Here is a 24,931-nt window from a genome sequence, read left to right as displayed (position 1 = left end):
GATCTCGCCGGAACCCCGATCAACGCTCGACGAGGGCGTTTCGGCCCTGAGACTGCTGATCATGACCCTCGGCAGGAAGCCCGTCGCCCGCAGGGCCCGTGCCACCTGACTGAGCCAATTCTCATCCTGAGGGAGTCCATGCCTCCCCCGGTCTCAACGCCCTGAAGCGCTCCGGAGGGATCTCCGCCGCCTGCAAGGCCGCCGCCAGTTCCTGCGGCGGCTCTTCGACGCCCTCGTTGGTGAGGCGGAACGTGCCCCAATGATGGCCGAGCGCCTGCTCCGGCGCGATGATTCGGAACGCCTTCACCGCATCCTCCGGGTTCATGTGCTGCGCCTGCATGAACCAGCGCGGCTCGTAGGCGCCGATGGGCAGATGGGCAAGGCGTATCCGGCCGAAGCGTTCGCGCACCGCATGGAAGATCCTGCCGTCGCCGAAGCCCGTGTCCCCGACATGGTAGATCGCTCCTTCGGGCGTGGTGAGCACAAAGGCGCACCAGAGCGCCATGCGGCGGTCGTTGATGCCGCGCGCGGACCAGTGATAGGCGGGCTCCAGATGCGCGGTGACCCCGTGGCCGAGATCGGCCGATCCGCCCCAATCCCGCGTCTCCACAGGAATCTCCGGGTGCGCGGCCCGGATCACCGCATCGTTGCCGAGCGGCGCGACGAAGCGGGGGCGGTGATGCTGCCAGAGGCCTGCCAGAGCCTCGATATCGAGATGATCGTAATGGTTGTGCGTGATCAGCACCGCATGGATGGGCGGGAGATCCCGAAAGGCGATTCCGGGCGGGTTGACCCGCTTCGGACCCGAGAAGGAAACCGGGCTCGCCCGTTCCGAGAAGACCGGATCGACGAGGAGGTTGAGCCCCGCGACCTGGATCAGGAAGGAGGCATGGCCGATCAGCGCCGTGCGCAGTCCTGGCACCTCGGTCGGGGGCTTGTCCTGGAAAGGGCTCGGGTAGCTCTCCGGCCACTCCTTTCGGCCGCCGCCGAGCTGCCAGCGCAGCAATTCGGCGAATCCCTTGTCCTGCGGCTGGTTGGGCGAGAAGAACCGCACCCCGTCGAAATGATCGGTGACGGGCCCCTGATAATAGGGGTTCCTGGCGCGCGCGGCCGTCATCCAGCCGAAGAGGCCGGTCGCGGCCAGGGCGGGAGCGCTCAGGGTTTTCAAGAGAGTGCGGCGGTTCATGGAGACCTTCGGGCGGGAAGCGTGGGCCAACGGCATCGGTTCGACCGGCATCTCCGTCATGGAAGCAACGATCGCGTCCCGGGCGATGGGATCCGTTCTGAGCTTAGGCTGCCCTGGCGATCATTCAAGTCTCGAAGGCAGAACCGCTTCGGCGAAGCGATCCTGCCAGCTTCAGCATGGAGTCTTATTGTGCCGGAGGCGAGCTTTCCGGGTTGGACGCGTTGGGCGGGGGAGGCGTGACGGATATCGAGATCGGAGAACGGGCCGGGGTAGCGCCGGGACCGCTGAGATAGCGCTTCGTCACCTTGTCCACGCGCTGGCCATTGCCCGTGACGCGGGTATCCCCCGAGCCGCGCGGCCAGGGATCGTCGATATGCACGACCTTGTTGTGCGCTATCGCATCCCCGGCGGAGGACGTGATCGTATCCCTGTGCTTCACGTAATCCGCGCAGGCGCCGAGAGCGAGCAGGGGCAGGAGCCCTGCGCAGGCGGTGAGGGCGACCTTAGCGCTTGACGATCTTCTTAGGGGCATTTCTCTGCTCCGGCTTCAGTTCGACGATATGGCCGTAGGGCCCGACGACGCCCGTTCCCTCGATGAAGCGGCGGCGCATGTCGCCGCTGACCTCCAGGTTCCCGAGCAGGAAGAATTCCGCATCGTTGCTGGGCTTGGCCGCATCGAGCGGCGTGCGCAGGGGCTGCCCCGGCTTGGCGGGACGGACCAGATGCGGCGTGACCTATACGCATGGCCTTCTCCAATGCTTGTGCATCGTTGCAATCGCAATTCGCTCATGGAAAGCAGACTTGAGCACCGGGACCGCGTCATACGCATGGCCCTATGGATGGGTCTGCACTACTTTCTGGAAATATTGTTGCAACATCTCCGGGGGGAAAACAAATCATCCGTTCCTGCAATCGCACCCTGGAATCGGGAATGCGCCTGCGGTGGTTCAACACGCTGGATCTCGAAATATTGTAACGAAAATTCCAGATTAAGTCTCAGCGTGTGGGAGTTTAAAACCAGATACAGGGGATCGTGGAAAATTGCTTCCGTTTAACAGCGGCTTACAAGTTCAATAAGGAAATTTTCTTGCTAGATCCCAGGCGGAGCCCAAGGAAGGCTTTCCCTAACGAGATCAAGCCTGCCTGCAGCTCGCAATTTGCAATAATGCATACGCATATTGCCTCGAAGCAATATCGTTCACATGTGGACGGCCGGCTGCCGCATCAGCCCGCGAGTTTGGCCGATCATCCTCCGGAAGAGACGCGACAGGGCCGTGGGACCGATTCGGAAACCAGAGTGTCGAAGCCGACCGCTCGCGAAAAGGACGTTCGGACATATGGTGAAAAGGTCTTGCGCAAAGGATGAAATCTCGGGATCGCGCCGGTCCGCTTTGGCAGCGGGCTTCAGGAACATTCAGGCTTAACGTTCTCTTTACGCATTCGCGACATCATAACATTACCGATCGCCTTAAGGCGGTGAGTGTCACACGCTGGGTAGGGAAGAGCTTCGATGAGACTGATCAAGACCACGGCCTTGGCCGGCCTTTACGCGACCATAGGTTCGGCCGCCATAGCTGCCGACATCACCCAAGCCATGCTGCCTTCGGCGCCCGTGACATGGGGCAGGCGAGAGAGTTCCCTCGGCTGGTACCTGCGGGGCGAAATCGGCTATGTCGATTACAAGCGGCCGGATGCGGACTTCACCACTCGATCTCTCACGAGCAGCCCCACCCGCGAGAGCATGAGTCACGCCGTCGTCCTCGGTGCCGGTCTGGGCTACCGCTTCAATCCCGTTGTCCGGGCAGACGTAACGCTGGGCCACACCTTCCAGGCCCGCTTCAAGGGTGTCGCGCCTGCGCCGACCCTCGCCACGGCGACTGTCACGGGTGAAGGTTCGTTCCAGACATCGACGCTCATGCTGAACGGTTACCTGGATTTCAGGCCCATCATGGGCCTCACGCCCTATGTCGGTGCGGGCATCGGGATAGCGCACAACATCCTCTCCGATCACACGCTGACGACCTATGACAGGGCTACAGGGATTGAAACCGTGGAGCGTTTGGCCGGCGGCGACGATTTCGATCTCGCCTGGGCCCTCATGGCCGGCGTCGGGTACCGGCTGTCATCGAACTTCTCGCTCGATCTCGGCTACCGCTATGTCAGCCTCGGCGGCGTGAGGACGCGCTCCTACGGCAACGGAGACGGACTCGGCGCCGATTCCATCGGCGCGCACGAGGTGCGGCTGGGGGTTCGGTACAGTTTCAGATGAGAGCGTCGCAGAGCGGGGCTTGAGGCAGGCGTGAGGCTTTGGGGATGCGCGAAGCTCTTGCCGCCATCTGGTCCTGGCGAGCCCCTTCGGGAGCCGCGGCGAACCCGCCTGTAGGCAGCCATGACCTGCCCGCGAGGTCCGTCCCCTGGCCCAAACTCGGGCCGGGCCTAAGCCAGCCTCATCTCTAAACCTCTGTGCGACAGCACCTTTCCTTGACTTGATGCCGTCTTTCCTCTATCGCCTGGACGCAAATCTGTAGAGCGAGCCCCTTTGAGCCGCCGACCAGCCCGAGAGGCTGGAGGTCAACGTCCGACAGCGCGATGCGCCCTCGGGCGCGTTTCTCTTTGGGTCTGGCGGTGAGTGGACGAGGCGATGGCCGACACGACATTGCATATCGAGAACGCGGTCAACGAGACCTGCCCGTGGTCGGGAAAGCCGATCGCGGCGGATTCACTCACCCTCTATCGCGGCGAGGTGGTCGGCTTCTGCAATCCCGGTTGCCGCGACAAGTTCGAAGCGGCAATCAATCACTTTGAAAAGGCCATTGCGGATCGCGATGTACCCCTCATCGCAAAAGGAATTGATTGATCATGTTCGAAGGCCTTTCCGATCGACTTTCCAACATCCTCAACTCCCTCACGCGCCGCGGCGCGCTGACCGAGGAGGATGTGAACGCAGCTCTGCGTGAGGTCCGCCGCGCGCTGCTCGAAGCCGACGTGGCACTGGAAGTTGTGCGCTCCTTCACGGACAAGGTGCGCGCCCGCGCTGTCGGCGCCGAAGTCATCAAGTCGGTCTCGCCTGGTCAGCAGGTGGTAAAGATCGTTCACGACCAGCTCGTGGAGATGCTGGGGGCGGACGCGGAGGTGATCAGCCTCAACGCGGTTCCGCCCGTCGGCATCCTCATGGTCGGCCTCCAGGGTTCCGGCAAGACGACGACTACGGCCAAGATCGCCCGGCGCCTGAAGGATCGCGAGAACCGCAAGGTGCTCATGGCCTCGCTCGATACGCGTAGACCTGCCGCCATGGAGCAGCTCGCGGTGCTCGGCCGACAGGTGGGCGTCGACACGCTTCCCATCGTGGCAGGCCAGTCGGCGGCGCAGATCGCGCGGCGCGCCATGGAGGCCGCGCGGCTTGGCGGTTACGACGTGGTGATGCTCGACACGGCGGGCCGCGTGACCGTGGATGAGGCTCTCATGGCGGAAGCCGCCGAAGTGCGCGCCGCCACCAACCCGCACGAGGTCCTGCTCGTCGCGGACGCGCTCACCGGCCAGGATGCGGTCAACACCGCCCGCGCTTTCGATCAGCGCCTCGGCGTCACCGGCATCGTGCTGACGAGAATGGACGGCGACGCCCGCGGCGGTGCGGCGCTCTCCATGCGCGCCGTGACCGGCAAGCCGATCAAGCTCATCGGTACGGGCGAAAAGGTCGATGCGCTGGAGGAGTTCCACCCCTCGCGTGTCGCCAACCGCATTCTCGGCATGGGCGACATCGTCTCCCTCGTGGAGAAGGCCGCCGAGAATTTCGATGCCGAAAAAGCCCAGCGCATGGCCGAGAAGATGCGCAAGGGCAAGTTCGACCTCGAGGACCTGCGCGATCAGCTCGCACAGATGGAAAAGATCGGCGGCATCGGGGGCATGCTCGGCATGCTGCCGGGCATCGCCAAGATGAAGTCGCAGCTCGAGAACGCCAATCTCGACGACAAGGTCATCAAGCGCCAGCGCGCCATCATCGATTCCATGACCCCCGCCGAACGCCGCAACCCGGACATCCTCAAGGCCTCGCGCAAGAAGCGTATCGCGGCGGGTTCCGGCGTGAAGGTCGAGGACATCAACAAGCTGCTCAAGATGCACCGCCAGATGGCCGATGTCATGAAGATGATGGGCGGCGGCAAGGCCAAGGGCATGGCGGGCGCGCTTGGAAAAATGTTCGGCATCGGCGGTGGCGGCATGCCCCAGCCGACGCCCGAGCAGATCGAGGCGCTGCAGAAGCAGATGGGCGGCAAGCTCCCCGATTTCCCCGGCGGCGCGGGCGGCGCCCTTCCGCCCATGCCGAAGGGAGTCCCAGGTCTGCCGGGTCTCGGCGGCGGCCCGAAGATGCCGGGGCTTCCCGGTCTCGGCAATTTCCCGTTCGGGAAGAAGAAATAGGTTTCGTCGCTCCGACTGGTTCGGAGCGACACAAGGTTGATCACAGGACACGAGAAGGAGTTACCCAATGTCCCTGAAGATCCGTCTCACCCGCGGTGGTGCGAAGAAGCGTCCCTACTACCGCATCGTCGTGGCCGACTCGCGCTCCCCGCGCGATGGCCGCTTCATCGAGAAGGTGGGCACCTACGATCCGATGAAGCCGAAGGATGACGCCACCCGCGTCGTTCTCGAGGCCGAGAAGATCCAGGCCTGGCTCGCCAAGGGCGCCCAGCCGACCGACCGCGTCCTGCGCTTCCTCGACGCCGCCGGCCTCCTGAAGCGTTCGGCCCGCAACAACCCGCAGAAGGCGGTGCCTGGCAAGAAGGCCCAGGAGCGCGCCGAGGCCAAGGCTGCCGCGGCCGCTGCCGGCGAAGGCGAGGCTGCGTAAGCATTATGACGAAGAAGGAGCGCTTCACTCAGCGCTCCACTTCTTCCTTTTCCGGTCCGGAAAAGGACAGGGGTGGGGGGGCTGGCGTCAGCCTGTCGAAGGGCGCGACCACACCCTCATCCAAATCTCCTCCTCGCCAGAGGCAGGAGGCTCCCCCCGCGTTCATGCGGGACGATCTCGTCCTCGTGGGCGAGTTCGGTCGCGCCCATGGCCTGAAAGGCGAGGTGCGGCTGAAATCCCATACGGGCGATCCGCAGGCGATCGCCGATTACGAGCCGCTCATCGCGACGAACGGCAAAACCTATACCCTCAAGAATGTCCGCCCCGCCCCCGGAGGCGCTCCCGATCTTCTGATCGCCATCGTCGACGGCGTGACCACGCGCGAGGCATCCGAGGCGCTCAACCGCGTGCAGCTCTACGTGGAGCGCGGCAAGCTCCCGCCGCCCGACGAGGAAGACGAATTTCTGCTCGCCGATCTCATCGGCCTTTCCGTTCACGACGAAGCGGGCGAGGTCATCGGCACCATCGTGGGCGTGCCCAATTATGGCGGCGGCGATCTGCTCGAAATCGCGCCCGCGCGAAAGGGCCCGACCGCGCTTCTTCCCTTCACGAAGGCTTTCGTGCCGGTCGTCGACATTGTCGGGAAGCGCGTGGTCGCTGCGCTTCCCGACGATTTCTTTGAAATCGGCAAGCCCGAGCCCGGTCGCGAGGACGAAGCGTAGTGGGGCCATGGAACGTCTCGCCGATACCCGCCTCGTCCAGCGGCTCGTTAGGACCGGTCAGCAGCCGGTCATGCAGATCGACTTGGAGGGCGAGGTCATGGATCAATGGCTGCCCGGGGCATCGCTCGAGGCGGTCTTTCGGGCTTCGAACGGAGCTTATCTCGTCTTCTCCGTGGACGATTGCCCCTACGAGGAGGGCTTGAATATTGTGCTTCTCTCTTCAGAAAAAATCGTTCTTGATGTGAAGTCCATCGTGCACGCCTATGCGACCGGCCATCTGCACGACCTGCGCATAGAAGGCCCTCGCACGGTCTCCTTTTCCTTCTACGATTCGGAGCGGTGGCGGGCGACGGTCTCGCCCGGACCATTGAGGCGCCGTCCCAAATGGATCCCGCGCCGATTGCGGCGGGGACTTCAAGTAAAGAGACTTGCTTCGTGACCTTCGCCGCCACCGTCCTCACCCTCTATCCCGAAATGTTTCCGGGCCCCCTCGGCCTGTCGCTCTCCGGCGATGCGCTCGCGCGCGGCGTGTGGTCGTTGGAGGCCAAGAACATCCGCGATCACGGCCTCGGCCGTCACCGCGCCGTGGACGATACGCCCGCCGGCGGCGGGCCGGGCATGGTGATCCGCTGCGATGTGCTGGCCAACGCCATCGACGCCGCCGTTCCCGCCGATGATCCGCGCCCGAAACTCCTCATGAGCCCACGCGGCAAGCCGCTCACGCAATCCTCCGTGCGCGAACTCGCGGCCGGTCCCGGAATCGTGATCGTCTGCGGACGCTTCGAAGGCGTCGACGAGCGCGTGATCGAGGCGAGGGGGCTCCGGGAAGTCTCCATCGGCGATTACGTGCTCTCGGGCGGCGAGATGGCGGCGATGATCGTGCTCGATTCTTGCGTGCGCCTGCTCCCCGGCGTCATGGGCAAGGAGGCCTCCGGCACCGAGGAGAGCTTCGAATCGAACCGCCTCGAATATCCGCATTATACGCGGCCCCGCGAATGGGAAGGCCGCGCCATTCCCGAGGTGCTGCTCTCCGGCAACCACGCCGCCATTGAGCGCTGGCGGCGCGAGGAATCCGAGCGCATTACCCGCGAGAGGCGGCCCGATCTGCTGGAGCGGTAGCGGCGCCGCTCCCTCAGGGAGCGGAAGTCTCTGCGAGCCTGGCGCCGAAGGTTCTCAGATACTTCATCCCCGTATCGCACATCACGGTGACGATGGTGGCGCCGGGCCCCAGGCGTTCGGCCAGACGCAGGGCGGCGACGACATTGGCGCCCGTTGACGTTCCTGCAAAGAAACCTTCCTCTCGGGCGAGCCGGAAGGCCATGGTCACCGCCTCTTCCGTCGAGACCCGCTCGACGGCATCCGCGATGCCCTCGCGCCAGAGCGGCACCACGTAGCCTGCGCCGATTCCGTCGATCCTGTGCGCGCCCGACGGGCCGCCCGACAGAACCGCGGATTCGGCGGGCTCCACGGCGACGATGCAAATCCGCTCGTCATGCCGCCGCAGGCCCTTCGCGATGCCGCGAAGGGAGGCCGCAGTGCCCACGCTCTGGACGAAGCCGTCGATCCTGCCGCCGGTCTGCATCCAGATCTCATCGGCCATCGCATGATAGGCCGCAAGCTGATCCCGGTTCCTCATCTGATCCGTCCAGAAGGCTCCGATGTTCTTCGCGATGACGCGGGCCGCCTCGATCATGTCCCTGGTGAGCTTCTCCGTCATGCGTCCGGAATCGCTCGGAACGACTTGGAGCTTTGCTCCGAGGATTCTCATGTGATCGAGCTTTTCCCGGGCGAAGGCATCCGACGAGACGATGTGGAGGGGATGCCCTTTCACGGCGCAGACGAGAGACAGGGAGACGCCGGTGCTGCCACCGGTATATTCGACGACCGGCGCGCCTGAGGACAGGCGTCCATCCGCCTCCGCCGCTTCGATCATGGCAAGCGCCATGCGGTCCTTCATGCTGCCCGTCGGATTCTCGTTTTCCAGCTTCAGCAGAACGCGGGTGCCGTTCGAGGGGGCGATCCTGCGCAAGGCGAGCAGGGACGTGTTGCCGATGCGGTCCAGAATGCTCTGCTGCCTGTCGCTCATGGCCTGCGCCTTCCTCGAAACGTGCTCGGAAGCTTTCGATAGGTCCACGCGACCGTCCTGTCAGGTCCGAAATTCGGACTTCTGCGGTGACGGGACTCGTGCTAGCGCTTGCGCATGTCTGGCTATGGTCAGTTCTGTTCCGTTGCGCGTGCCCACGAAGCCATCGGCGGTCGCTGGACCCTGCTCGTCGTGCGTGAACTCCTCTGCGGCAGCCGGCGCTTCAACGACATCCGCCGCGGCATCCCGCGCATTTCCCGCACCGTGCTTTCGGAACGGCTGCAGACGCTGGTCCATGTCGGGGCCGTCGTGCGCATCGAAGGCGGGCATGGCCCCGAATATGCGCTCACCGACGCGGGTCGGGAGCTCGCAGGATTGGTGGGCGCCCTCGGCACATGGGGACAGCGATGGCTGCCGCGGCAAGCGGAAGGAGAGGATTTCGACTGGGAACCCCTGCTGGTCGACATGCAAAGGCGGGTTCGCCCCGAGGCGTTGCCCAAGGGGCCGATCGTCGTCCGCTTCGAGCTTGACGGGCAGCACAAGCCCCGTTTCCTGTTGTTGAAGGCGGGAGAGGTTTCCCTTTGCACGCAGAACCCCGGGTTTCCGGAGCCGATATGCGTCCGGGGGCGCCTATCCGCCTTGACGGCCTGGTGGCGCGGGGACGCGGGCTTTTCCGAAGCGCGGCGGATGGGCCTGGGCCTTGAGGGCCCCAAGGAACTGGTGCGGGCGTTTCCGGACTGGTTCGAGCGGTATCTCTTTGCGGACATTGCCCCGGTTGAGCGCAGCTGAGGAGCGCCGGGGCATCAGCATTCCGCTCGACAATCCTCCGAAACTCCTGTATAGGCGCGGCCTCAACTTAAAACAGGACGCCGAAATCCCGCTGGCTTGGGGCGAGCCCCCAGGACCGTGCAACGGCAGGAGTAAGATCCATGAACATCATTCAGCAGCTCGAGCAGGAGCAGATCGCCAAGCTCGGCAAGACGATCCCCGACTTCCAGCCCGGCGATACCGTGATCGTCAACGTGAAGGTGAAGGAAGGTGAGCGCAGCCGCGTGCAGGCCTATGAAGGCGTCTGCATCGCCCGTTCCGGTGGCGGCCTCCAGGAGAGCTTCACGGTCCGCAAGATTTCCTACGGCGAGGGCGTGGAGCGCGTGTTCCCCATCTACTCGCCGAACATCGAGTCCATCAAGGTCGTGCGTCGCGGCGCCGTCCGCCGCGCCAAGCTCTATTACCTGCGCGATCGCCGCGGCAAGTCGGCCCGTATCGCCGAGCGCGCCGAGAAGAAGACCGCGGCTCCGGCGGCCGCCGAGTAAGGCGTCCATTCAGCATGTTTCGAAAAGCGCGGCTTGAAGGCCGCGCTTTTTGTTTATGGCGACAGGCGCGGCTGATGGTCCCCGCTGCAAAAATATTATTGCGCGTTTCGGGCAATCAGCTATGCGATACTTTCAAAGCGGCACCCGCTCGGGACGCCTTTTCCTCCCGAGCGGGTGCCGTTAAAACGACCGAAGACCTTTTTCAGCGTTGGAAGATACCCATGGCCAAAGCCCGCACCCTCTATGACAAGATCTGGGACGACCACGTCGTCGATCGGCAGGATGACGGGACGTGCCTTCTCTACATCGATCGCCACCTCGTCCATGAGGTGACCTCGCCCCAGGCTTTCGAGGGCCTGCGTGCGGCCGGCCGCAGGGTGCGCCAGCCTCAGAAGACCCTCGCCGTGGTCGACCACAACGTGCCCACCTCCGATCGCTCCCATGGCATCGAGGACCCCGAGGCCGCGACGCAGGTTGCAGCTCTCGCGCAGAACGCCCAGGAGTTCGGCGTCGAGTACTACAACGAGCTCGACACCCGACAGGGCATCGTCCACGTAGTGGGCCCGGAGCAGGGCTTCACCCTGCCGGGCATGACCATCGTTTGCGGCGACAGCCACACCTCCACCCATGGCGCCTTCGGCTCGCTCGCCCACGGCATCGGCACCTCTGAAGTCGAGCACGTGCTCGCGACCCAGACCCTGATCCAGAAGAAGGCCAAGAACATGCGCGTGACCGTGGATGGGCAGCTGCCCCCCGGCGTCACGGCGAAGGACATCATCCTCGCCATCATCGGCGAGATCGGCACCGCCGGCGGCACCGGCCACGTGATCGAGTATGCGGGCGAGGCCATCCGGTCCCTGTCGATGGAAGGCCGCATGACCATCTGCAACATGTCCATCGAGGGCGGCGCCCGCGCGGGCATGGTGGCGCCGGACGAGAAGACCTATGCTTATCTGAAGGACCGCCCCAAGGCGCCGAAGGGCGATGCCTGGGACGCGGCCGTGCGCTACTGGGACAGCCTGCGCACGGACGAGGGCGCCTTCTTCGACACCGAGATCAGGCTCGATGCCGCCAATCTTCCGCCCATCGTGACCTGGGGCACGAGCCCTGAGGACGTGATCTCGGTCGCCGGCGTGGTGCCGAACCCGGACGACATCCAGGACGAGAACAAGCGCCTCTCCAAGTGGCGCGCGCTGGAGTACATGGGCCTTACCCCCGGCACGAAGATCACCGACATCGAACTCGACCGGGTGTTCATCGGCTCCTGCACCAACGGCCGCATCGAGGACCTGCGCGCCGTCGCGCAGGTGGTCCAGGGAAAGAAGGTGCATGAACGCGTGAACGCCATGATCGTGCCCGGCTCCGGCATCGTGAAGATGCAGGCGGAGGCGGAAGGGCTGGACAAGATCTTCAAGGAAGCGGGCTTCGACTGGCGCGAGCCCGGCTGCTCCATGTGCCTGGCCATGAACGCGGACCGGCTTGCGCCCGGCGAGCGCTGCGCCTCCACCTCGAACCGCAACTTCGAGGGCCGCCAGGGCTTCAAGGGCCGCACGCATCTCGTCTCCCCCGCCATGGCGGCGGCGGCGGCGATCGCGGGCCGGTTCGTGGACATCCGAACCTTCGGCTGATCGGCGGTTCCGAGCACAAACGAGGAGGCGGCGGGCTCGCGTGAGCCGCCGCCTTTTTCGTTCAGGGGCCGAAAGTCCTAGTCCACATAGACCCGGCGCGCGCCGACCACGCGGCGGCAGACCTCGACCGGGCGGCGCACCACGACGCCGTTCGGGCGGACGCGTTCGCGGTACTCAGTGCGACAGACGGTGCGAGTGCGGGCGGGACGCACATAGCGACGCTCGACGATACGCTCGCGATAAACCGGACGATCCTGGGTCAGGTGAACGCCTCCGGGGCCGATATGCACGCCCACCCCCTGAGCCGACGCCGTGCCGGCGCCGAGAGCCGCCAGCCCGGCCGCAGCCAGGACACCAAGAATTTTACGCATTGCTGCCTCACTTCGAGTTGCCTATTCAGGGCTGTCAACGGGGCAGCCGCCGTGGCGTTCCGTTGTCTCCGGCCCGCGGGAGCGCGTATGGTCTGGAACAGGTGAACCCCTGGGGAGCCCTTTATGAACGAGCAGGAGCGCGAACGCGAAGCCCGCGAGGCTCTGGAGCGCGTGCGGCGCGACACGGAATCCGTCGGTTCCTCCGCGCTCGCCCGCATGGGTCGGCAGGCGCAGGACCATTTCGGCGGCCGCGATGCCGTGGGCGCCGCCGAGGATGGCCGCACGGATCCCGTCGAGCTCTGGGGGCGACGCATCGGGCGCACCCTGTCGCTGGTCGGCGTCATCCTGCTCGGCCTGTGGCTGCTGATCCAGCTCGGCATTCTCTGAACCATGATCGATTGGGTCTCTCTCCACGCTCCATCGCTGGCGGATTTCGAAGCGCTCGCCGAGGCGGCTTATGCGCGGCTGCCGGAGGAGTTCCGGGCGCTGTGCGAGGGGGTCGTCATTCGCGTCGAGGATTTCCCGGACGACGAGACCCTGGCGGAGATGGGCTGCGAGACGCCCTTCGACCTCCTGGGCCTCTTTCGCGGCATCGGATTGGCCCAGGGAGGCGCGACGATGCAGACGGGCCAGTTTCCCAACATGGTCTGGCTCTACCGCCGCCCGATTCTCGATTACTGGGCCGAGCACGAGGAAAGCCTCGGCAGCCTCGTCACCCATGTGCTGGTGCACGAGATCGGCCACCATTTCGGCCTCTCGGACGAGGACATGGAAGCCATTGAGGCGGCGGCCTCGTGACCGACGCCTGAGAAATCCTTCGCCATGCCGACGGCACGGCAATCGTGCGGCTCGCTTGGGCGGCAGGCATGGCGACGCCAATCAGGCGGCAGCGGCGCTCCCGGATGCTAAGGGGATCCCGTGCGACCGGCTCTTGCTAAAGCAAAGTCTCATATTGACGCTGAAGGGCCGGAAAAGTCCGCCGCTGCATGTTGGGAACTCGTCGACGATCAGAGCAGAAAGAGCAAGCTGATGGAAAGTGCGAAATGCATGCCCCTCGGCTTCAGGAGGGTGCGCCCATTCAAAGCCCCCATGGGCGAGGGCATCTTCCGAACCGGTGAATCCGCCGTTCTCAGCCAGGCATGCTCCGGGGTGGGAGCATTGTCGAAGAGCACCGAAAGATCGCGGCGCATCCCCGCCAGAGCCGCCCTGAGCGCGGTGCGGAAGCCGAGGGCTTGTGCGGATGGCGGAGAGGCAGCTGCCGCCTTGAGCCAAACATGCTCGCTGATGGGGACATCCTCCAACACGGCTGACAGATATTGCCTGGTGTTCAGGGCGGCGGCTCCGAACGGGATCGCCGCCGGTCTCAAAATGAATGCTCTCATCTCCAAGCTCCCCAAGGATTGCCTTGAGCCTTCCTCGAACTCGCCTCCTGTCTTTGCGGCAGCCGGACGAAAAATGGAAATCGATTGATCGTATGGGGCCCATCAACAGCATGAATTTCGCTGCCTTCGATCTCAACCTGCTGCGGGTCTTCAATGCTCTCATGCGCGAGCGAAGCGTCACCCGGGCCGGCGATCATCGGCCTCAGTCAGCCCGCGGCGAGCGCCGCCCTGAAACGGCTCCGGCACCTCCTCGACGATCAACTGTTCGTCCGTCGTGGCAATGACATGGTGCCCACCCCGCGCGCCGAGGGCCTGGACGCGGCTGCCCGGGAGGCTCTGGCTCAAATCGAAACCGCTCTGGCCGGAGACAAGCGCTTCGATCCCGGCTCGGCCGATCGACCCTTCACCCTGATCGGGGCCGACTTCTTCTCGACCCTGCTCATGCCTAGCCTCAGCGAGCGGCTTGCCGTCAAGGCGCCTCACGTCAAGCTGAGGCTCATGGAAATCGCCATGGAGCCCTCTTCCGCCATGCCGGACTGGATCTCGACGGAGACCTTGTTCATCGCGCCTTCGGCCATCATCATCGCGAAAAGCCATCCGGCCGCCGCGAAGCGGCAATGGGCCACGGGCGAGTTTCCCCTCGACCTCTTCTGCGAACTGCCCCATGCCATCCATTCCGTCGATGGCATGCCCGGTGTCGCGGACACGAGCCTGGCGACGGTTGGCCGCAGCACAAAGGTGGTGCTGATGCTTCCCCATTTCCAAAGTGTGGCGCTCGCAGCGGCTCAAGGCCGTTTGATCGCGGCTGTTCCGATCCAACTCGCCCAGGCTGTGGCCTCGAGCCTTGATCTCGCTATCTACGACCTACCGGTTCCGGTGAAGACTCACGATATCAGCTCTACTGGCATAAGCGGCACGACAGGAACCCGGCGCATCAATGGTTTCGGGAAGAAATCCTGAGCGTGACGGAGGTTTTCCGGGCCTAGGATCGCGCAGTTCCGGGCCGCGACCACCATGGGTCTAGTGCTCTCCCTGCGGCTTTGATAAGAGGCAGCCAGGGACAACCGGCATCGGGCCGAGGAGGGAAGACCATGGAAAAGTTCACCGTGCTGGAAAGCGTCGCGGCGCCGCTGCGGATCATCAACATCGACACCGATATGATCATCCCCAAGCAATACCTGAAGACCATCAAGCGCACGGGTCTCGGCAAGGGTCTCTTCTCGGAGATGCGCTACCGCGAGGATGGTTCGGAGAACCCGGACTTCGTGCTCAACCAGCCCGCCTACCGCGACGCCAAGATCCTGATCGCGGGCGACAATTTCGGCTGCGGCTCGTCGCGTGAGCATGCTCCCTGGGCGCTGCTCGATTTCGGCATCCGCTGCGTGATCTCCACGAGCTTCGCAGACATCTTCTACAACAACTGCTTCCAAAACGGCATCCTGCCGATCAAGGTGAGCCCCGAGGACCTCGAAAAGCTCTTCGACGACGCCAGCCGCGGCGCCAACGCCACGCTCACCGTCGATCTCGAAGCCCAAGAAATCCGCGGCCCCGACGGCGGCAGGATCACCTTCGACATCGATCCGTTCAAGAAGCACTGCATGCTCAACGGCCTCGACGGCATCGGCCTGACCATGGAGAAGGCTTCCGCCATCGACAACTTCGAGAAGAAGCTCTCCGAGCGCGCCTGGGCCTGAGCGCTTCGCAAACACCGTCTGCGTCATGGCCGGTCCTGATCCGTCATCTCGATTTGAGAAGCGCGACGCTTCCAGGGCGGAGATCCCCGGCACGAGGCCGGGGATGACGACGGAAAGAGGACAGGGGCGGGGGCGCCGCGGCCCCGTTTCCATAAGTTTAACCAAATTGCCTGCAAGGTCGCGGGTATGAAACGCATCCTTTTTCCCGCAATCCTCGGCGCTCTCTCCCTGGGCGCCACGTCGGCCTCGGCCCAGGCCGATTTCCGCTCCTGCCTGTCCTCCCTGCGCGGCCAAGCCGCCGCCAAGGGCATCTCGGGACAGGCCTTCGACGTCGCCACCCGCGGCATCGAACCGGATCTGTCCATCCTCGACCTCATGAAGAATCAGCCGGAGTTCAAGACTCCGATCTGGGACTATCTCGCCGCCCTGGTGGACGACGAACGCGTGCAGGATGGCAAGGCCGCCATGCGCCAGTGGGGGCAAGCCTTGGCATCGGCGGAGGCCCGCTTCGGCGTCGACCGTCATGTGATCGCGGGCGTGTGGGGGGTCGAATCCAATTTCGGCAAGGATATCGGCGGGCGGCCTCTCGTGCAGTCGCTCACAACCCTCGTCTGCTATGCGCCGCGCCGCAACGAGTATTTCAAGGGCGAGCTGATGGCGACCCTCAAGATCGTGCAGGACGGGGATATCAACCCCGCATACCTGCGCGGATCCTGGGCCGGCGCCTTCGGCCACACGCAGTTCATGCCCTCGACCTTCCAGCGTCTGGCCGTAGACGGGGACGGCGACGGGCGGCGCGACATCATGGCCTCCGTTCCGGATGCGGTTCACTCCACCGCCAACTTCCTCAAGAAGGCGGGCTGGGTGAAGGGCCTGCCCTGGGGCTACGAGGTGCGCCTGCCCCAGAACTTCAATCCCAAGCTGGCCGGCCGCAAGAGCAAGCGTCCCCTGTCCTCCTGGGCAGCCATGGGCGTGACCCGCGCCGACGGGCGCCCGCTCTCGGGCAACTACCGCGCAGGCATCATCATTCCGGCAGGCGTGAACGGTCCGGCCTTTCTCGTCACAAGGAACTTCGACGCGGTCTATTCCTACAACGCCGCCGAATCCTACGGCCTCGCCATCGCGCTGCTAGGCGACCGCCTGAAGGGCCTGCCCGGCATCCAGACCGCCTGGCCGACGGACGATCCGCCGCTCTCCCGCGCGCAGCGCCGTGAGCTCCAGGCTCTGCTGCTCTCGCGCGGCTACGATATCGGCGAGGTGGACGGCAAGATCGGCTCCAAGACCCGCGAGGCCATCAAGGACGTGGAGCGCCGCATCGGCCTTGAGCCGCGCGGGCGTCCCGGCGGCAAGGTACTGGAGGCCCTGCGGGGATAAGCGGCCGTGACCCCGGGCGCGCTGCTCCTGTTCGTCCCTGCATGCTTCGCGCTCAACGTGGCGTTCGGGCCCAACAACCTGCTGTCCCTGACCTATGGATTGCAGGAGGGGGTCCGCACCGCCGTGATGGCGTCCACCGGCCGCCTCGCGGCCTTCGCCGTGATGATCGCCCTGACGGCGCTCGGCGTCGGAGCCGTGCTGGCCGCCTCCGAGGCGGCCTTCGTGGTTCTCAAATTCGCGGGGGCGGCCTATCTGATCTGGCTCGGCATCAGGATCCTCAGGGGAAGCGCCGCCATCGAGGCGCCGAGGGCCGGCGGGGGGCGGCCCTTGAAAACCCTCGTCCTGCAGGAATTCTGGACCGCCATCGGCAATCCCAAGGCGATCCTGATCTTCACCGCCTTCCTTCCGCAATTCGTCGAGCCCGGCGCCTACTGGCTCAGCTTCGCGGTTCTGGGCGCGGTCTTCCTCGCGCTCGAGGTGGTCGCCGTCGTCCTCTATTCGGTGCTCGGCCACCGCCTCAACCGGCTCTCCCGCACCGGAAACGTGTTCGGCTGGATGAACCGCCTCTCCGGTGTCACCATGATCGGCTTCGGCGTCGCGCTGCTGTTTACCAGGAAAGCGGCTTGAAAGGGGAAACCCGCTGCGAGTCACCCCGCCGATGTTGCGTTAAGGAATGGTTAGGGGTTTAGTGCGCGCATGCTCATCGCGCTCCTGACCGACATCCATGGCAACCGCGAGGCCTTCTCGGCCTGCCTCGCCCATGCGCGTTCGCTCCCGGTGGACCGGTTCATCCTGCTTGGCGACTACGTCGGCTACGGAGCCGACCCGGCCTGGGTGGTCGATACGGTTCGGACGCTCGTGAGCGATGGCGCGGTCGCGCTCCTCGGCAATCATGACGCCGCCATCGACGGCTCCGACGAGGACATGAACAGCCTGGCCCGGGAGTCGCTCCACTGGACCCGTGGTCAGCTGGGAATGGAGCAGCGCGCCTTTCTCGCAGACCTTCCTCTGATCCACGAGGAGGGAAGCGTTCTCTACGTCCACGCCAACGGCTACGCGCCGCGCGGCTGGCACTACATCACGGACACCATGGAGGCGGCACGGCATTTCAGCCGCGTGGACGCCCACATCACCTTCTGCGGGCATGTGCACGTGTCCATGCTCTACCACATGAGCACGACTGCAAAGGTGGGGTCCTTCTCGCCTGTCGGCGACAACGAGATTCCGCTGCTGGCCACCCGTTCCTGGCTCGCCGTGATCGGAGCGGTCGGGCAGCCGCGCGACGGCGTTCCGGCTGCGAACTACGCGGTGTTCGACACGGCCCGGCAGAGCCTGCGCTATTTCCGCGTGCCCTATGACACGGCCACCGCGGCGCGGAAGGTGCGCGAGGCGGGGCTGCCCGAAAAGCTCGCCCAGCGTCTCGAGGAAGGTCGCTGAGCATGCGCCTTCGCCTCGAGCCGGGCATGGCGATCGACGGATTCGCCCTCAGGGAGCATTTGAGCACCGGCGGCATGGCCCAGATCTGGTCGGCAGAGCGGGAGGACGATCCCACGCCGCTGGTCATGAAATTCCCCATGCTCATCGACAGCGACGATCCGATCCCCATCGTCTGCTTCGAGACCGAGCAGATGATCATGCCGCGCCTCTCCGGGCCACACGTGCCGCGATTCATCGTCGCGGGGGCCCTCGATCCGCAGCCCTATATCGCGATGGAGCGCATCCCGGGCCCTTCGCTGAAGGCGCGCCTGTCCGACGTGCCGCTGCCATGGAACGAAGTGGTCCTGATCGGCGCGAAGGTCGCGCGCGCCCTGCACGACCTGCATCTCCAGAAGGTCATCCATCTCGACGTGAAGCCCAGCAACGTCATGTTCCGCGAGACGGGCGAGGCGGTGCTCGTCGATTTCGGCTTCGCGCGGCACGAGCAGCTGCCCGATCTCCTGGCAGAGGAGTTCCGTGAGCCATTCGGCACCGCGCCCTACATGGCCCCGGAGCAGGTTCTGGAGGATCGCGCCGATCCGCGCAGCGATCTCTTCGCACTCGGCGTGATGATGTATTTCTTCATCACCGGGGAGCGCCCCTTCGGCACTCCCAAGGGAGGCCAGATCCGCCGCCGCCTGTGGCGCGATCCGGTGCCGCCGCGAGCCTTGAGTCCCGAGTGCCCGCCCTGGCTGCAGGAGATCGTCCTGCGCTGCCTTGAGGTCGATCCGAACGACCGCTACGCGACGGCGGCGCAGCTCGCGCTCGACCTGGAAAATCCGGATCAGGTCACACTCACCGAGCGCGCCGAGAGACTGGAGCGCGACAGCGGCATGAAGACCTTCCGCCGCTGGCTGAAGGCGCGCAGGGCGCAGCCGCTCGAGACGCCCAACATCGTCCGCCAGCTCTCGCAGGCGCCGATCATCCTCGTCGCCATCGATCTCTCGCCGGGCAGCGAGGATTTGAACGAGGCTCAGCGCGTTCTCCTCGGGCGCATCCTATCCATGGAGACGGAGGCGCGCGTGGCCTGCGTCAACGTCCTCAGGCTCTCGCGCCTCGCCGTGGACGTGCTGGAGGACGAGGAGGGTCGCAGCCTCCACGTGCAGCGCCTCATCCAGCTCAGGCACTGGGGTGCGGGCCTCGAAATCCCGAAGGAGCGGATCACCTACAGCGTTCTGGAGGCTACCGATCCGGCCGCCGCCCTCATCGATTACGCGCGCCACAACAACGTGGACCACATCGTCGTCGGCGCACGCGCCTCCTCGGCGTTCCGGCGCTATCTCGGCAGCGTCTCGTCCCGGGTCGTGGCGGAGGCTCCCTGCTCGGTGACGGTGGTGCGCACTCCGCGCGACCGGCGGCCGGAGGAGGAGTGAGGCCCGGTCGCTGATGCCCTTCGCCTAACGGCCAAGGCGGAAACGCTTGCCAAGGCGCGGGTAGGACGCCTAAACCCTGCCGTCACGGCCGGACCTGATCCGGCCATCCCGTCCTCGAAACGCAGAGCGATCGAGGCGCGGATCCCGGGGCAAGCCTGGGGATGACGAAGCACATCGAGCAGGGACACCGCATCATGGCAACGCACAAGCTTCTCCTTCTTCCCGGCGACGGCATCGGGCCGGAGGTCATGGCGCAAGTCGAGAAGATCGTGGGCTGGTTCCGCAAGCGCGGCCTCGGCTTCGAGACCGAGACGGATCTCGTCGGCGGCTCGGCCTATGACGCACACGGCAAGGCCATCTCCGAGGAGGCCATGGGCCGGGCCCAAGCCGCCGATGCGGTGCTCTTCGGCGCGGTGGGCGGCCCGAAATGGGACGGCGTTCCCTACGACGTGCGTCCGGAGGCCGGCCTGCTGCGCCTGCGCAAGGATCTGGGCCTCTTCGCGAATCTGCGCCCAGCCATCTGCTATCCGGCGCTCGCCGACGCCTCCTCGCTCAAGCGGGAGATCGTGGAAGGGCTCGACATCGTGATCGTGCGCGAGCTCACCGGCGGCGTCTATTTCGGCGAGCCGAAGGAACTGGTGACGCTGGAAAACGGCCAGCAGCGCGCCGTGGACACGCAGGTCTACACGAGCGGTGAGATCGAGCGCATCGCCCGTGTCGCCTTCGACCTCGCCCGGAAGCGCCGGAACAAGGTCTCGTCCTCCGAGAAGATGAACGTGATGAAGACCGGCGTGCTCTGGCGCCAGGTGGTCTCGCGCGTCGGCAAGGCGGAATACGCCGACGTGGAGCTCGAGCACGTGCTCGCCGACAACTGCGCCATGCAGCTCGTGCGCAACCCGAAGCAGTTCGACGTGATCGTCACCGACAACCTCTTCGGCGACATCCTCTCCGACATCGCCGCCATGCTCACCGGCTCGCTCGGCATGCTCCCGTCCGCGTCCCTTGGGATGGAGGATCCGGCAACGGGCCGGCGCAAGGCGCTCTACGAGCCCGTGCACGGCTCGGCTCCCGACATCGCGGGCAAGGGGCTCGCCAACCCGATCGCCATGATCGGCTCCTTTGGGATGGCGCTTCGCTATTCCTTCGGCCTTGTCGAGGAGGCGGATCGTCTGGAAAAGGCCATCGCCAATGTGCTGGCCTCCGGCCTGCGCACCAAGGACATCGCGGCGCCCGGCACGAACGCGGTGGGCACGAAGGACATGGGCGAGGCCATCGTCAGGGAGCTGGAAGCCCAGTCGTAAATGCGCGGCGCTTTACGGAGGAGTCATCACCGGCAAAGGCCGGTGATGACGTGAGATGTCACTGATGAGGCACACCGCACCTGCGTGACCCGGGCGTTTTGCCGGCCCGGCCCTCAGCGGATCGAGCCGGTCGCCTCGACATCCGGCACGCCGAAGGTGGGGAAGGGATTACGCGCGCCCACGAAAGGTCCGCCGATGGGATCGGGCAGCACGCCCTCGCCGAAGCGGTCGCGCTGGTGGCCCCAGGGCGGATTCGTGAGGTACGACAGCTGCCCCTGTGTGGCGTAGCGGTTGAGCGAGCCTACCGGCGCGGCGCGACCGGGATCGAGGAAGCTGCGGGGCTGAACGCGGAAAACAAGAGGGCGGTCCTGCGCCTGCGCTTCGGCTGCGACCGAGGCGGCCGCAAGCGTCGCAAGCGAGGCCAGACCGAGAAGGGTAAGGCGACGCATCTTGCAAATCTCCCATACCGGCGCCGGCGGGTGCTGCCGCGCCGTCGTGACTTTCAAAGGCTGTCAGAACAAGGCGACCTGTTTAATTTGGTTCCTTCGAATCGAGAGGATCGCCTGACGGATGAGAGGCAAACCGCATGCAGGATCAGATGAGCGCGCTTGATCTGTTCGGGAAGGATCGCCTTACGGTGCTGGGTAAAACGCCCCTCGTCGCCGAGACGCCGGAATCACTGCTCGACGACGATACGACGCCGATCTCGCGCTTCTTCATCCGCAACAACGGTCTTTTTCCCGAGCGCATCGAGGATCCGGACGCTTGGCGCTTCACGGTCGACGGGGAGGTGGAACATCCGCTCGACCTGTCGCTTGCCGAGCTGAAGAGTCGTTTTCCCGTCAAGACGTTCCGCATGGTGCTCGAATGCGGCGGCAACGGGCGCGCCTTCTTCGAGCCGCAGGCCGAGGGCAATGCCTGGACCAATGGCGGCGCCGGCTGCGCCGAGTGGACGGGCGTTTCCTTATGCGACGTCCTGCGGGCGGCGGGCCTGAAAGATACGGCGCGGTTCACCGGCCATTTCGGGGCCGATCCGGACAACACCGGGAGCTTCGAGAAGCAGGCCATGTCGCGTGGCATGCCGATGGCGAAGGCGCTGGAGGAGCACACCCTGCTCGTCTGGGCCATGAACGGCGAGCCTCTGCCGTTCGTTCACGGCGGTCCCCTGCGCCTCGTCGTGCCCGGCTGGCCGGGATCGCTCAGCCAGAAATGGCTGACGCGGATCTGGGTCCGCGACCGGGAACATGACGGACCGGGCATGACGGGACTGTCCTACCGCGTTCCGGTCCATCCGCTTGCGCCGGGTGCGGATGCGGGGCAGGTGGAGACGCGAATTCTGGAATCCATGCCCGTTCGCAGCATCGTCACGGCTCCGGCCGACGGCTTTCGCCTCGCGGCGGGCACGCGCCGCATCGCGGTTCGGGGCGCCGCCTGGGCCGGGGACGACACGGTAGCGCGGGTGGACTGTTCCATCGATGGCGGCGCCACCTGGGTGCCTGCGCAGATGACGCTGCCGCGCAACCCCTACGATTGGGTGCGCTGGACGGCGGATATCGCACTGCCCGGAGACGGCTATTACGAGATTGCTGCCCGCGCGACCGACTCGCTGGGCCGCGCCCAGCCGTTCCGCGCCGTCAACTGGAACCCGAACGGCTATGGCTGCAATGTCATGCACCGGGTGGTCGTCAGGGTCGGGGAGGGGGCCTGACGCTGATGGCGGCGGTGCGGGAGGCCGCGCCGCACGCTTCCGTCCGACTGCGTTCTGCACGCGAGAACAGTGCCTTCAGCGAAGGGCTTCCTGCTGGGCCGAGAGTGATGCCGTCGATGAAACAGGCGAGCTGCGCGTCGTCGATGACGGCCTCCGTTCCGCACATCCATCCCTGGAAGCCGAAGCCGGAAGCCGTCTCAGAGAAGCGGAAAGCCTGGCATTCCTGCTCGCTCGTGCCGACAAGGGTCATGGAGGCGGCCTCGACGGGCCCGAACTTGGTCGCGATCGCCCGGCTCTGGGAATTTCGCGCTACCGCGAGCCCGGCCTGGGCGGCGCGGCGTGCGATGTCGACGAAGAAGCTGTGGGCCGGTTCCGGCGAGCCCTGGACCAGGGTGAGCCTTGCGTAGCGGGGGTCTCCGAAGCGACCCATCGTCAGCATGTCCTCCCGCGCGCCGCTCGTGTGCCGACGCGCCTCGATCACCAGAGGGCCTGGGGCGCCCTCGACGGAGTAGAGAGCCGGTATCGCAGCGACCGGCGTCCAGGCGGGCGCAGGCGCGATCAGAACGGATGAGGGAACGCCGTTGCGGACCTTAACCTGAGCCTCGTCGCTCTTCTGCTGCGCGAAATGGACCAGTCCTGCAATCATCAAGGACGACATGAGGATCATGCGCAGCCAGGAACGCCGCCTCCTGCGCGCGCGACGGACCGGGCGCTCGTCGAAGAATGCCTCGTCCTCGTCCCAGGCGGGATGACCGGCCCGTACCATCGCGCCCCACACGCTCCCCGGTTGGATTGCCTCAGCATGTTCTAGCGTAGCAGGACAGGCGCCTCGAAAGGTTTTGCTAAGCAAGGTAAACGAAGGCTTGCCGCTGAGGGCTCGCGCCCGCCGTCGCATTCCTGCAGAGAAGGCTTGACGTAAGCGCGCCTTTGGTGTGTTGGTGAAGGGATCGAAGCCTGGATCGGGCTTGCGAATGGACGAAGGCAATGGCGCTGCTCACCCTCACGACGAGCAAAACGAAAACCGCCAAAACGGGTGGAAACACCTCGGCTGTCAAAACGACGGCCGAATGAGCCTCGTCGTCCCCGGTCCTCTCTCCCGTCGGGGCGAGAGGTGATACCCGACAAGGGTTCCTCAATGTTCCGGGGAGAGCGATAACAGGAGAAGTCCAATGGGTTACAAGATCGCCGTCGTGGGTGCGACCGGCAATGTGGGCCGCGAAATGCTCAGCATTCTCGCGGAGCGGGCTTTCCCGGCCGACGAGGTGGTGGCGCTGGCCTCGCGCCGCAGCCAGGGAACGGAAGTGTCCTACGGCGACAAGACCCTGAAGACGAAGGCGCTCGACACCTATGACTTCTCGGATGTCGATCTCTGCCTCATGTCCGCCGGCGGCGAGGTGTCCAAGGAATGGTCGCCCCAGATCGCGGCCCAGGGCGCGGTGGTGATCGACAATTCCTCCGCGTGGCGCTACGATCCGGAGGTGCCGCTGGTGGTGCCGGAGGTGAACGCCGAGGCGCTCCGCGACATCAAGAAGGGCATCGTCGCGAACCCCAACTGCTCCACCGCGCAGCTCGTCGTGGCGTTGAAGCCGCTCCATGACCGCGCCACCATCAAGCGCGTGGTCGTCGCCACCTACCAGTCGGTCTCCGGCGCTGGCAAGGACGGCATGGACGAACTCGACCGCCAGACCAAGGCGCTCTATTCCCTGCAGGACGTGCAGGAGAAGAAGTTCCCCAAGCGCATCGCCTTCAACCTGATCCCGCACATCGACGTGTTCATGGAGGACGGGTACACGAAGGAAGAGTGGAAGATGACGGCCGAGACCAAGAAGATTCTCGACCCGAAGATCAAGCTCACCGCGACCTGCGTGCGCGTGCCGGTCTTCATCAGCCACTCGGAGGCAGTGAACGTGGAATTCGAACAGCCGATCACTGCGGACGAGGCCCGCGAGATCCTGCGCGCCGCTCCCGGCATCATGGTGGTCGACAAGCGCGAGCCCGGCGGCTACATCACGCCCCACGAGGCTGCGGGCGAGGACGCCACCTACATCTCCCGCATCCGCGAGGACATCACGGTCGAGAACGGCCTCGCCTTCTGGTGCGTCTCCGATAATCTCCGTAAGGGTGCGGCCCTGAACGCCGTTCAGATCGCGGAAGCCATGGCCAATCGCGGCCTGCTGAAGGCGAAGAAGCAGGCGGCCTGATTCTCATCGGCGTCGATCTCGTATGAAAGGCGGCCCTTGGCCGCCTTTTTGATTGCGCTGATGCGGGAGCAGGATGCCCCGTCCCTCCGATCCCTATCGCTTTGGTGCGGGACCCGTGCCGTTCCTCGGCGGAGCACCCGCCGTCATGATGGCTCCCGCCGCTCCGCCGGCGATGGCGCCGATCGGACCTCCGAGAAGGGCGCCGGCGATGAAGCCGAAGAATATCGCGAAGGTCTGCTGCCGCGAGACGCAGCTCATTCCCGGCTTGCATCCGGGAAT

The 24,931-nt window shown here is 65.3% G+C and carries 29 protein-coding genes; 21 read left to right on the top strand and 8 right to left on the bottom strand.

Annotated elements, in window-relative coordinates:
• Positions 1-121 precede the first annotated feature (121 nt).
• Both GR328_RS18725 and GR328_RS18720 read right to left on the bottom strand, forming a co-directional pair.
• Positions 122-1,186, bottom strand: a complete 1,065-nt coding sequence (locus GR328_RS18725; RefSeq protein ID WP_160886484.1) for an MBL fold metallo-hydrolase — start codon at positions 1,184-1,186, stop codon at positions 122-124.
• Positions 1,187-1,370: 184 nt separating this feature from the next.
• On the bottom strand, positions 1,371-1,718 hold the full coding sequence (locus GR328_RS18720; RefSeq protein ID WP_160886482.1) for a hypothetical protein: 348 nt from the start codon (positions 1,716-1,718) through the stop codon (positions 1,371-1,373).
• Positions 1,719-2,696: 978 nt separating this feature from the next.
• On the opposite strand from GR328_RS18720, the gene GR328_RS18715 reads away from it, so the two are divergent.
• From GR328_RS18715 to trmD, 7 genes are all read left to right on the top strand, one after another.
• Positions 2,697-3,455: an outer membrane protein gene (locus tag GR328_RS18715; protein ID WP_160886480.1), complete on the top strand. Its 759-nt coding sequence runs from the start codon at positions 2,697-2,699 to the stop codon at positions 3,453-3,455.
• A 372-nt stretch (positions 3,456-3,827) separates the two neighbouring features.
• A complete protein-coding gene (locus GR328_RS18710) occupies positions 3,828-4,043 on the top strand; it encodes a glutathione S-transferase (protein WP_160886478.1) in 216 nt (71 codons plus the stop codon).
• 2 nt (positions 4,044-4,045) lie between these two features.
• Positions 4,046-5,599 carry a signal recognition particle protein gene (gene ffh, locus GR328_RS18705; protein WP_160886476.1) on the top strand — a complete coding sequence of 518 codons (1,554 nt, stop codon included), beginning with the start codon at positions 4,046-4,048 and terminating at the stop codon, positions 5,597-5,599.
• A gap of 67 nt (positions 5,600-5,666) precedes the next feature.
• Positions 5,667-6,026, top strand: a complete 360-nt coding sequence (gene rpsP, locus GR328_RS18700) for a 30S ribosomal protein S16 (protein WP_160886474.1) — start codon at positions 5,667-5,669, stop codon at positions 6,024-6,026.
• 5 nt (positions 6,027-6,031) lie between these two features.
• Positions 6,032-6,748, top strand: coding sequence for a ribosome maturation factor RimM (rimM, locus tag GR328_RS18695; RefSeq protein WP_160886472.1), 717 nt, complete (start codon positions 6,032-6,034; stop codon positions 6,746-6,748).
• Between the two features lie 7 nt (positions 6,749-6,755).
• A complete protein-coding gene (locus tag GR328_RS18690) occupies positions 6,756-7,187 on the top strand; it encodes a hypothetical protein (RefSeq protein WP_160886470.1) in 432 nt (143 codons plus the stop codon).
• Between the two features lie 35 nt (positions 7,188-7,222).
• Positions 7,223-7,867 (top strand): tRNA (guanosine(37)-N1)-methyltransferase TrmD, encoded by a 645-nt coding sequence (gene trmD, locus GR328_RS18685; protein WP_246215966.1) that lies wholly within the window; start codon positions 7,223-7,225, stop codon positions 7,865-7,867.
• 13 nt (positions 7,868-7,880) lie between these two features.
• On the opposite strand, the gene GR328_RS18680 is transcribed toward trmD, so the two are convergent.
• Complete coding sequence (locus GR328_RS18680; protein ID WP_160886468.1) at positions 7,881-8,834, bottom strand: PLP-dependent cysteine synthase family protein; 954 nt, start codon at positions 8,832-8,834, stop codon at positions 7,881-7,883.
• A 114-nt stretch (positions 8,835-8,948) separates the two neighbouring features.
• Between GR328_RS18680 and GR328_RS18675 the strand changes: the two genes are divergently transcribed.
• The 3 genes from GR328_RS18675 to leuC all read left to right on the top strand — a co-directional run bounded on the left by GR328_RS18675 (position 8,949) and on the right by leuC (position 11,772).
• Positions 8,949-9,620 carry a winged helix-turn-helix transcriptional regulator gene (locus GR328_RS18675; RefSeq protein WP_160886466.1) on the top strand — a complete coding sequence of 224 codons (672 nt, stop codon included), beginning with the start codon at positions 8,949-8,951 and terminating at the stop codon, positions 9,618-9,620.
• Positions 9,621-9,760: 140 nt separating this feature from the next.
• On the top strand, positions 9,761-10,144 hold the full coding sequence (rplS, locus tag GR328_RS18670; RefSeq protein WP_160886464.1) for a 50S ribosomal protein L19: 384 nt from the start codon (positions 9,761-9,763) through the stop codon (positions 10,142-10,144).
• 221 nt (positions 10,145-10,365) lie between these two features.
• A complete protein-coding gene (gene leuC, locus GR328_RS18665) occupies positions 10,366-11,772 on the top strand; it encodes a 3-isopropylmalate dehydratase large subunit (protein ID WP_160886462.1) in 1,407 nt (468 codons plus the stop codon).
• A 77-nt stretch (positions 11,773-11,849) separates the two neighbouring features.
• Here the strand turns inward: leuC and GR328_RS18660 are convergent, their stop codons facing one another.
• The gene (locus tag GR328_RS18660; RefSeq protein ID WP_160886461.1) at positions 11,850-12,143 is read right to left on the bottom strand and encodes a hypothetical protein; all 294 of its coding nucleotides are present in this window, start codon (positions 12,141-12,143) and stop codon (positions 11,850-11,852) included.
• A gap of 123 nt (positions 12,144-12,266) precedes the next feature.
• Between GR328_RS18660 and GR328_RS18655 the strand changes: the two genes are divergently transcribed.
• The gene (locus tag GR328_RS18655; protein ID WP_160886460.1) at positions 12,267-12,530 is read left to right on the top strand and encodes a hypothetical protein; all 264 of its coding nucleotides are present in this window, start codon (positions 12,267-12,269) and stop codon (positions 12,528-12,530) included.
• Positions 12,531-12,533: 3 nt separating this feature from the next.
• Entirely contained in the window at positions 12,534-12,941 is a 408-nt protein-coding gene (locus GR328_RS18650) for a metallopeptidase family protein (RefSeq protein ID WP_160886458.1), read from the top strand.
• A 209-nt stretch (positions 12,942-13,150) separates the two neighbouring features.
• Here the strand turns inward: GR328_RS18650 and GR328_RS18645 are convergent, their stop codons facing one another.
• Positions 13,151-13,525, bottom strand: a complete 375-nt coding sequence (locus tag GR328_RS18645; RefSeq protein WP_160886457.1) for a hypothetical protein — start codon at positions 13,523-13,525, stop codon at positions 13,151-13,153.
• A gap of 153 nt (positions 13,526-13,678) precedes the next feature.
• Here GR328_RS18645 and GR328_RS18640 point away from each other — a divergent pair, with 153 nt between their 5' ends.
• The 7 genes from GR328_RS18640 (at position 13,679) to leuB (ending at position 20,743) form a co-directional block, all read left to right on the top strand.
• Complete coding sequence (locus GR328_RS18640) at positions 13,679-14,485, top strand: LysR family transcriptional regulator (RefSeq protein WP_246215961.1); 807 nt, start codon at positions 13,679-13,681, stop codon at positions 14,483-14,485.
• A 131-nt stretch (positions 14,486-14,616) separates the two neighbouring features.
• Positions 14,617-15,219, top strand: a complete 603-nt coding sequence (gene leuD, locus GR328_RS18635) for a 3-isopropylmalate dehydratase small subunit (RefSeq protein WP_160886456.1) — start codon at positions 14,617-14,619, stop codon at positions 15,217-15,219.
• 186 nt (positions 15,220-15,405) lie between these two features.
• Positions 15,406-16,593, top strand: a complete 1,188-nt coding sequence (locus GR328_RS18630) for a lytic murein transglycosylase (RefSeq protein WP_160886454.1) — start codon at positions 15,406-15,408, stop codon at positions 16,591-16,593.
• Between the two features lie 6 nt (positions 16,594-16,599).
• On the top strand, positions 16,600-17,220 hold the full coding sequence (locus GR328_RS18625; protein WP_160886452.1) for a LysE family transporter: 621 nt from the start codon (positions 16,600-16,602) through the stop codon (positions 17,218-17,220).
• 69 nt (positions 17,221-17,289) lie between these two features.
• On the top strand, positions 17,290-18,030 hold the full coding sequence (locus tag GR328_RS18620; protein WP_160886450.1) for a metallophosphoesterase family protein: 741 nt from the start codon (positions 17,290-17,292) through the stop codon (positions 18,028-18,030).
• 2 nt (positions 18,031-18,032) lie between these two features.
• Positions 18,033-19,442 (top strand): serine/threonine protein kinase, encoded by a 1,410-nt coding sequence (locus GR328_RS18615; RefSeq protein ID WP_160886448.1) that lies wholly within the window; start codon positions 18,033-18,035, stop codon positions 19,440-19,442.
• A 194-nt stretch (positions 19,443-19,636) separates the two neighbouring features.
• Positions 19,637-20,743 (top strand): 3-isopropylmalate dehydrogenase, encoded by a 1,107-nt coding sequence (leuB, locus tag GR328_RS18610; RefSeq protein ID WP_160886535.1) that lies wholly within the window; start codon positions 19,637-19,639, stop codon positions 20,741-20,743.
• A gap of 113 nt (positions 20,744-20,856) precedes the next feature.
• Here the strand turns inward: leuB and GR328_RS18605 are convergent, their stop codons facing one another.
• A complete protein-coding gene (locus GR328_RS18605; protein WP_160886446.1) occupies positions 20,857-21,192 on the bottom strand; it encodes a hypothetical protein in 336 nt (111 codons plus the stop codon).
• A 149-nt stretch (positions 21,193-21,341) separates the two neighbouring features.
• Here GR328_RS18605 and GR328_RS18600 point away from each other — a divergent pair, with 149 nt between their 5' ends.
• Complete coding sequence (locus GR328_RS18600; protein ID WP_246215960.1) at positions 21,342-22,451, top strand: sulfite oxidase; 1,110 nt, start codon at positions 21,342-21,344, stop codon at positions 22,449-22,451.
• On the opposite strand, the gene GR328_RS18595 is transcribed toward GR328_RS18600, so the two are convergent.
• Positions 22,429-23,217 carry a hypothetical protein gene (locus GR328_RS18595; protein WP_160886442.1) on the bottom strand — a complete coding sequence of 263 codons (789 nt, stop codon included), beginning with the start codon at positions 23,215-23,217 and terminating at the stop codon, positions 22,429-22,431. The two genes, GR328_RS18600 and GR328_RS18595, sit on opposite strands and share 23 nt — an antisense overlap.
• A gap of 403 nt (positions 23,218-23,620) precedes the next feature.
• Between GR328_RS18595 and GR328_RS18590 the strand changes: the two genes are divergently transcribed.
• On the top strand, positions 23,621-24,652 hold the full coding sequence (locus tag GR328_RS18590; protein ID WP_160886440.1) for an aspartate-semialdehyde dehydrogenase: 1,032 nt from the start codon (positions 23,621-23,623) through the stop codon (positions 24,650-24,652).
• 93 nt (positions 24,653-24,745) lie between these two features.
• Here GR328_RS18590 and GR328_RS18585 read toward each other — a convergent pair whose 3' ends face one another.
• Entirely contained in the window at positions 24,746-24,910 is a 165-nt protein-coding gene (locus GR328_RS18585) for a hypothetical protein (RefSeq protein ID WP_160886429.1), read from the bottom strand.
• Positions 24,911-24,931 lie beyond the last annotated feature (21 nt).

Source organism: Microvirga makkahensis (genome assembly GCF_009830105.1).
Taxonomy (GTDB): Bacteria; Pseudomonadota; Alphaproteobacteria; order Rhizobiales; family Beijerinckiaceae; genus Microvirga; species Microvirga makkahensis.
The sequence above is the reverse complement of the archived record's forward strand: the minus strand, read 5'-3'. Positions and strand labels throughout refer to the sequence as shown.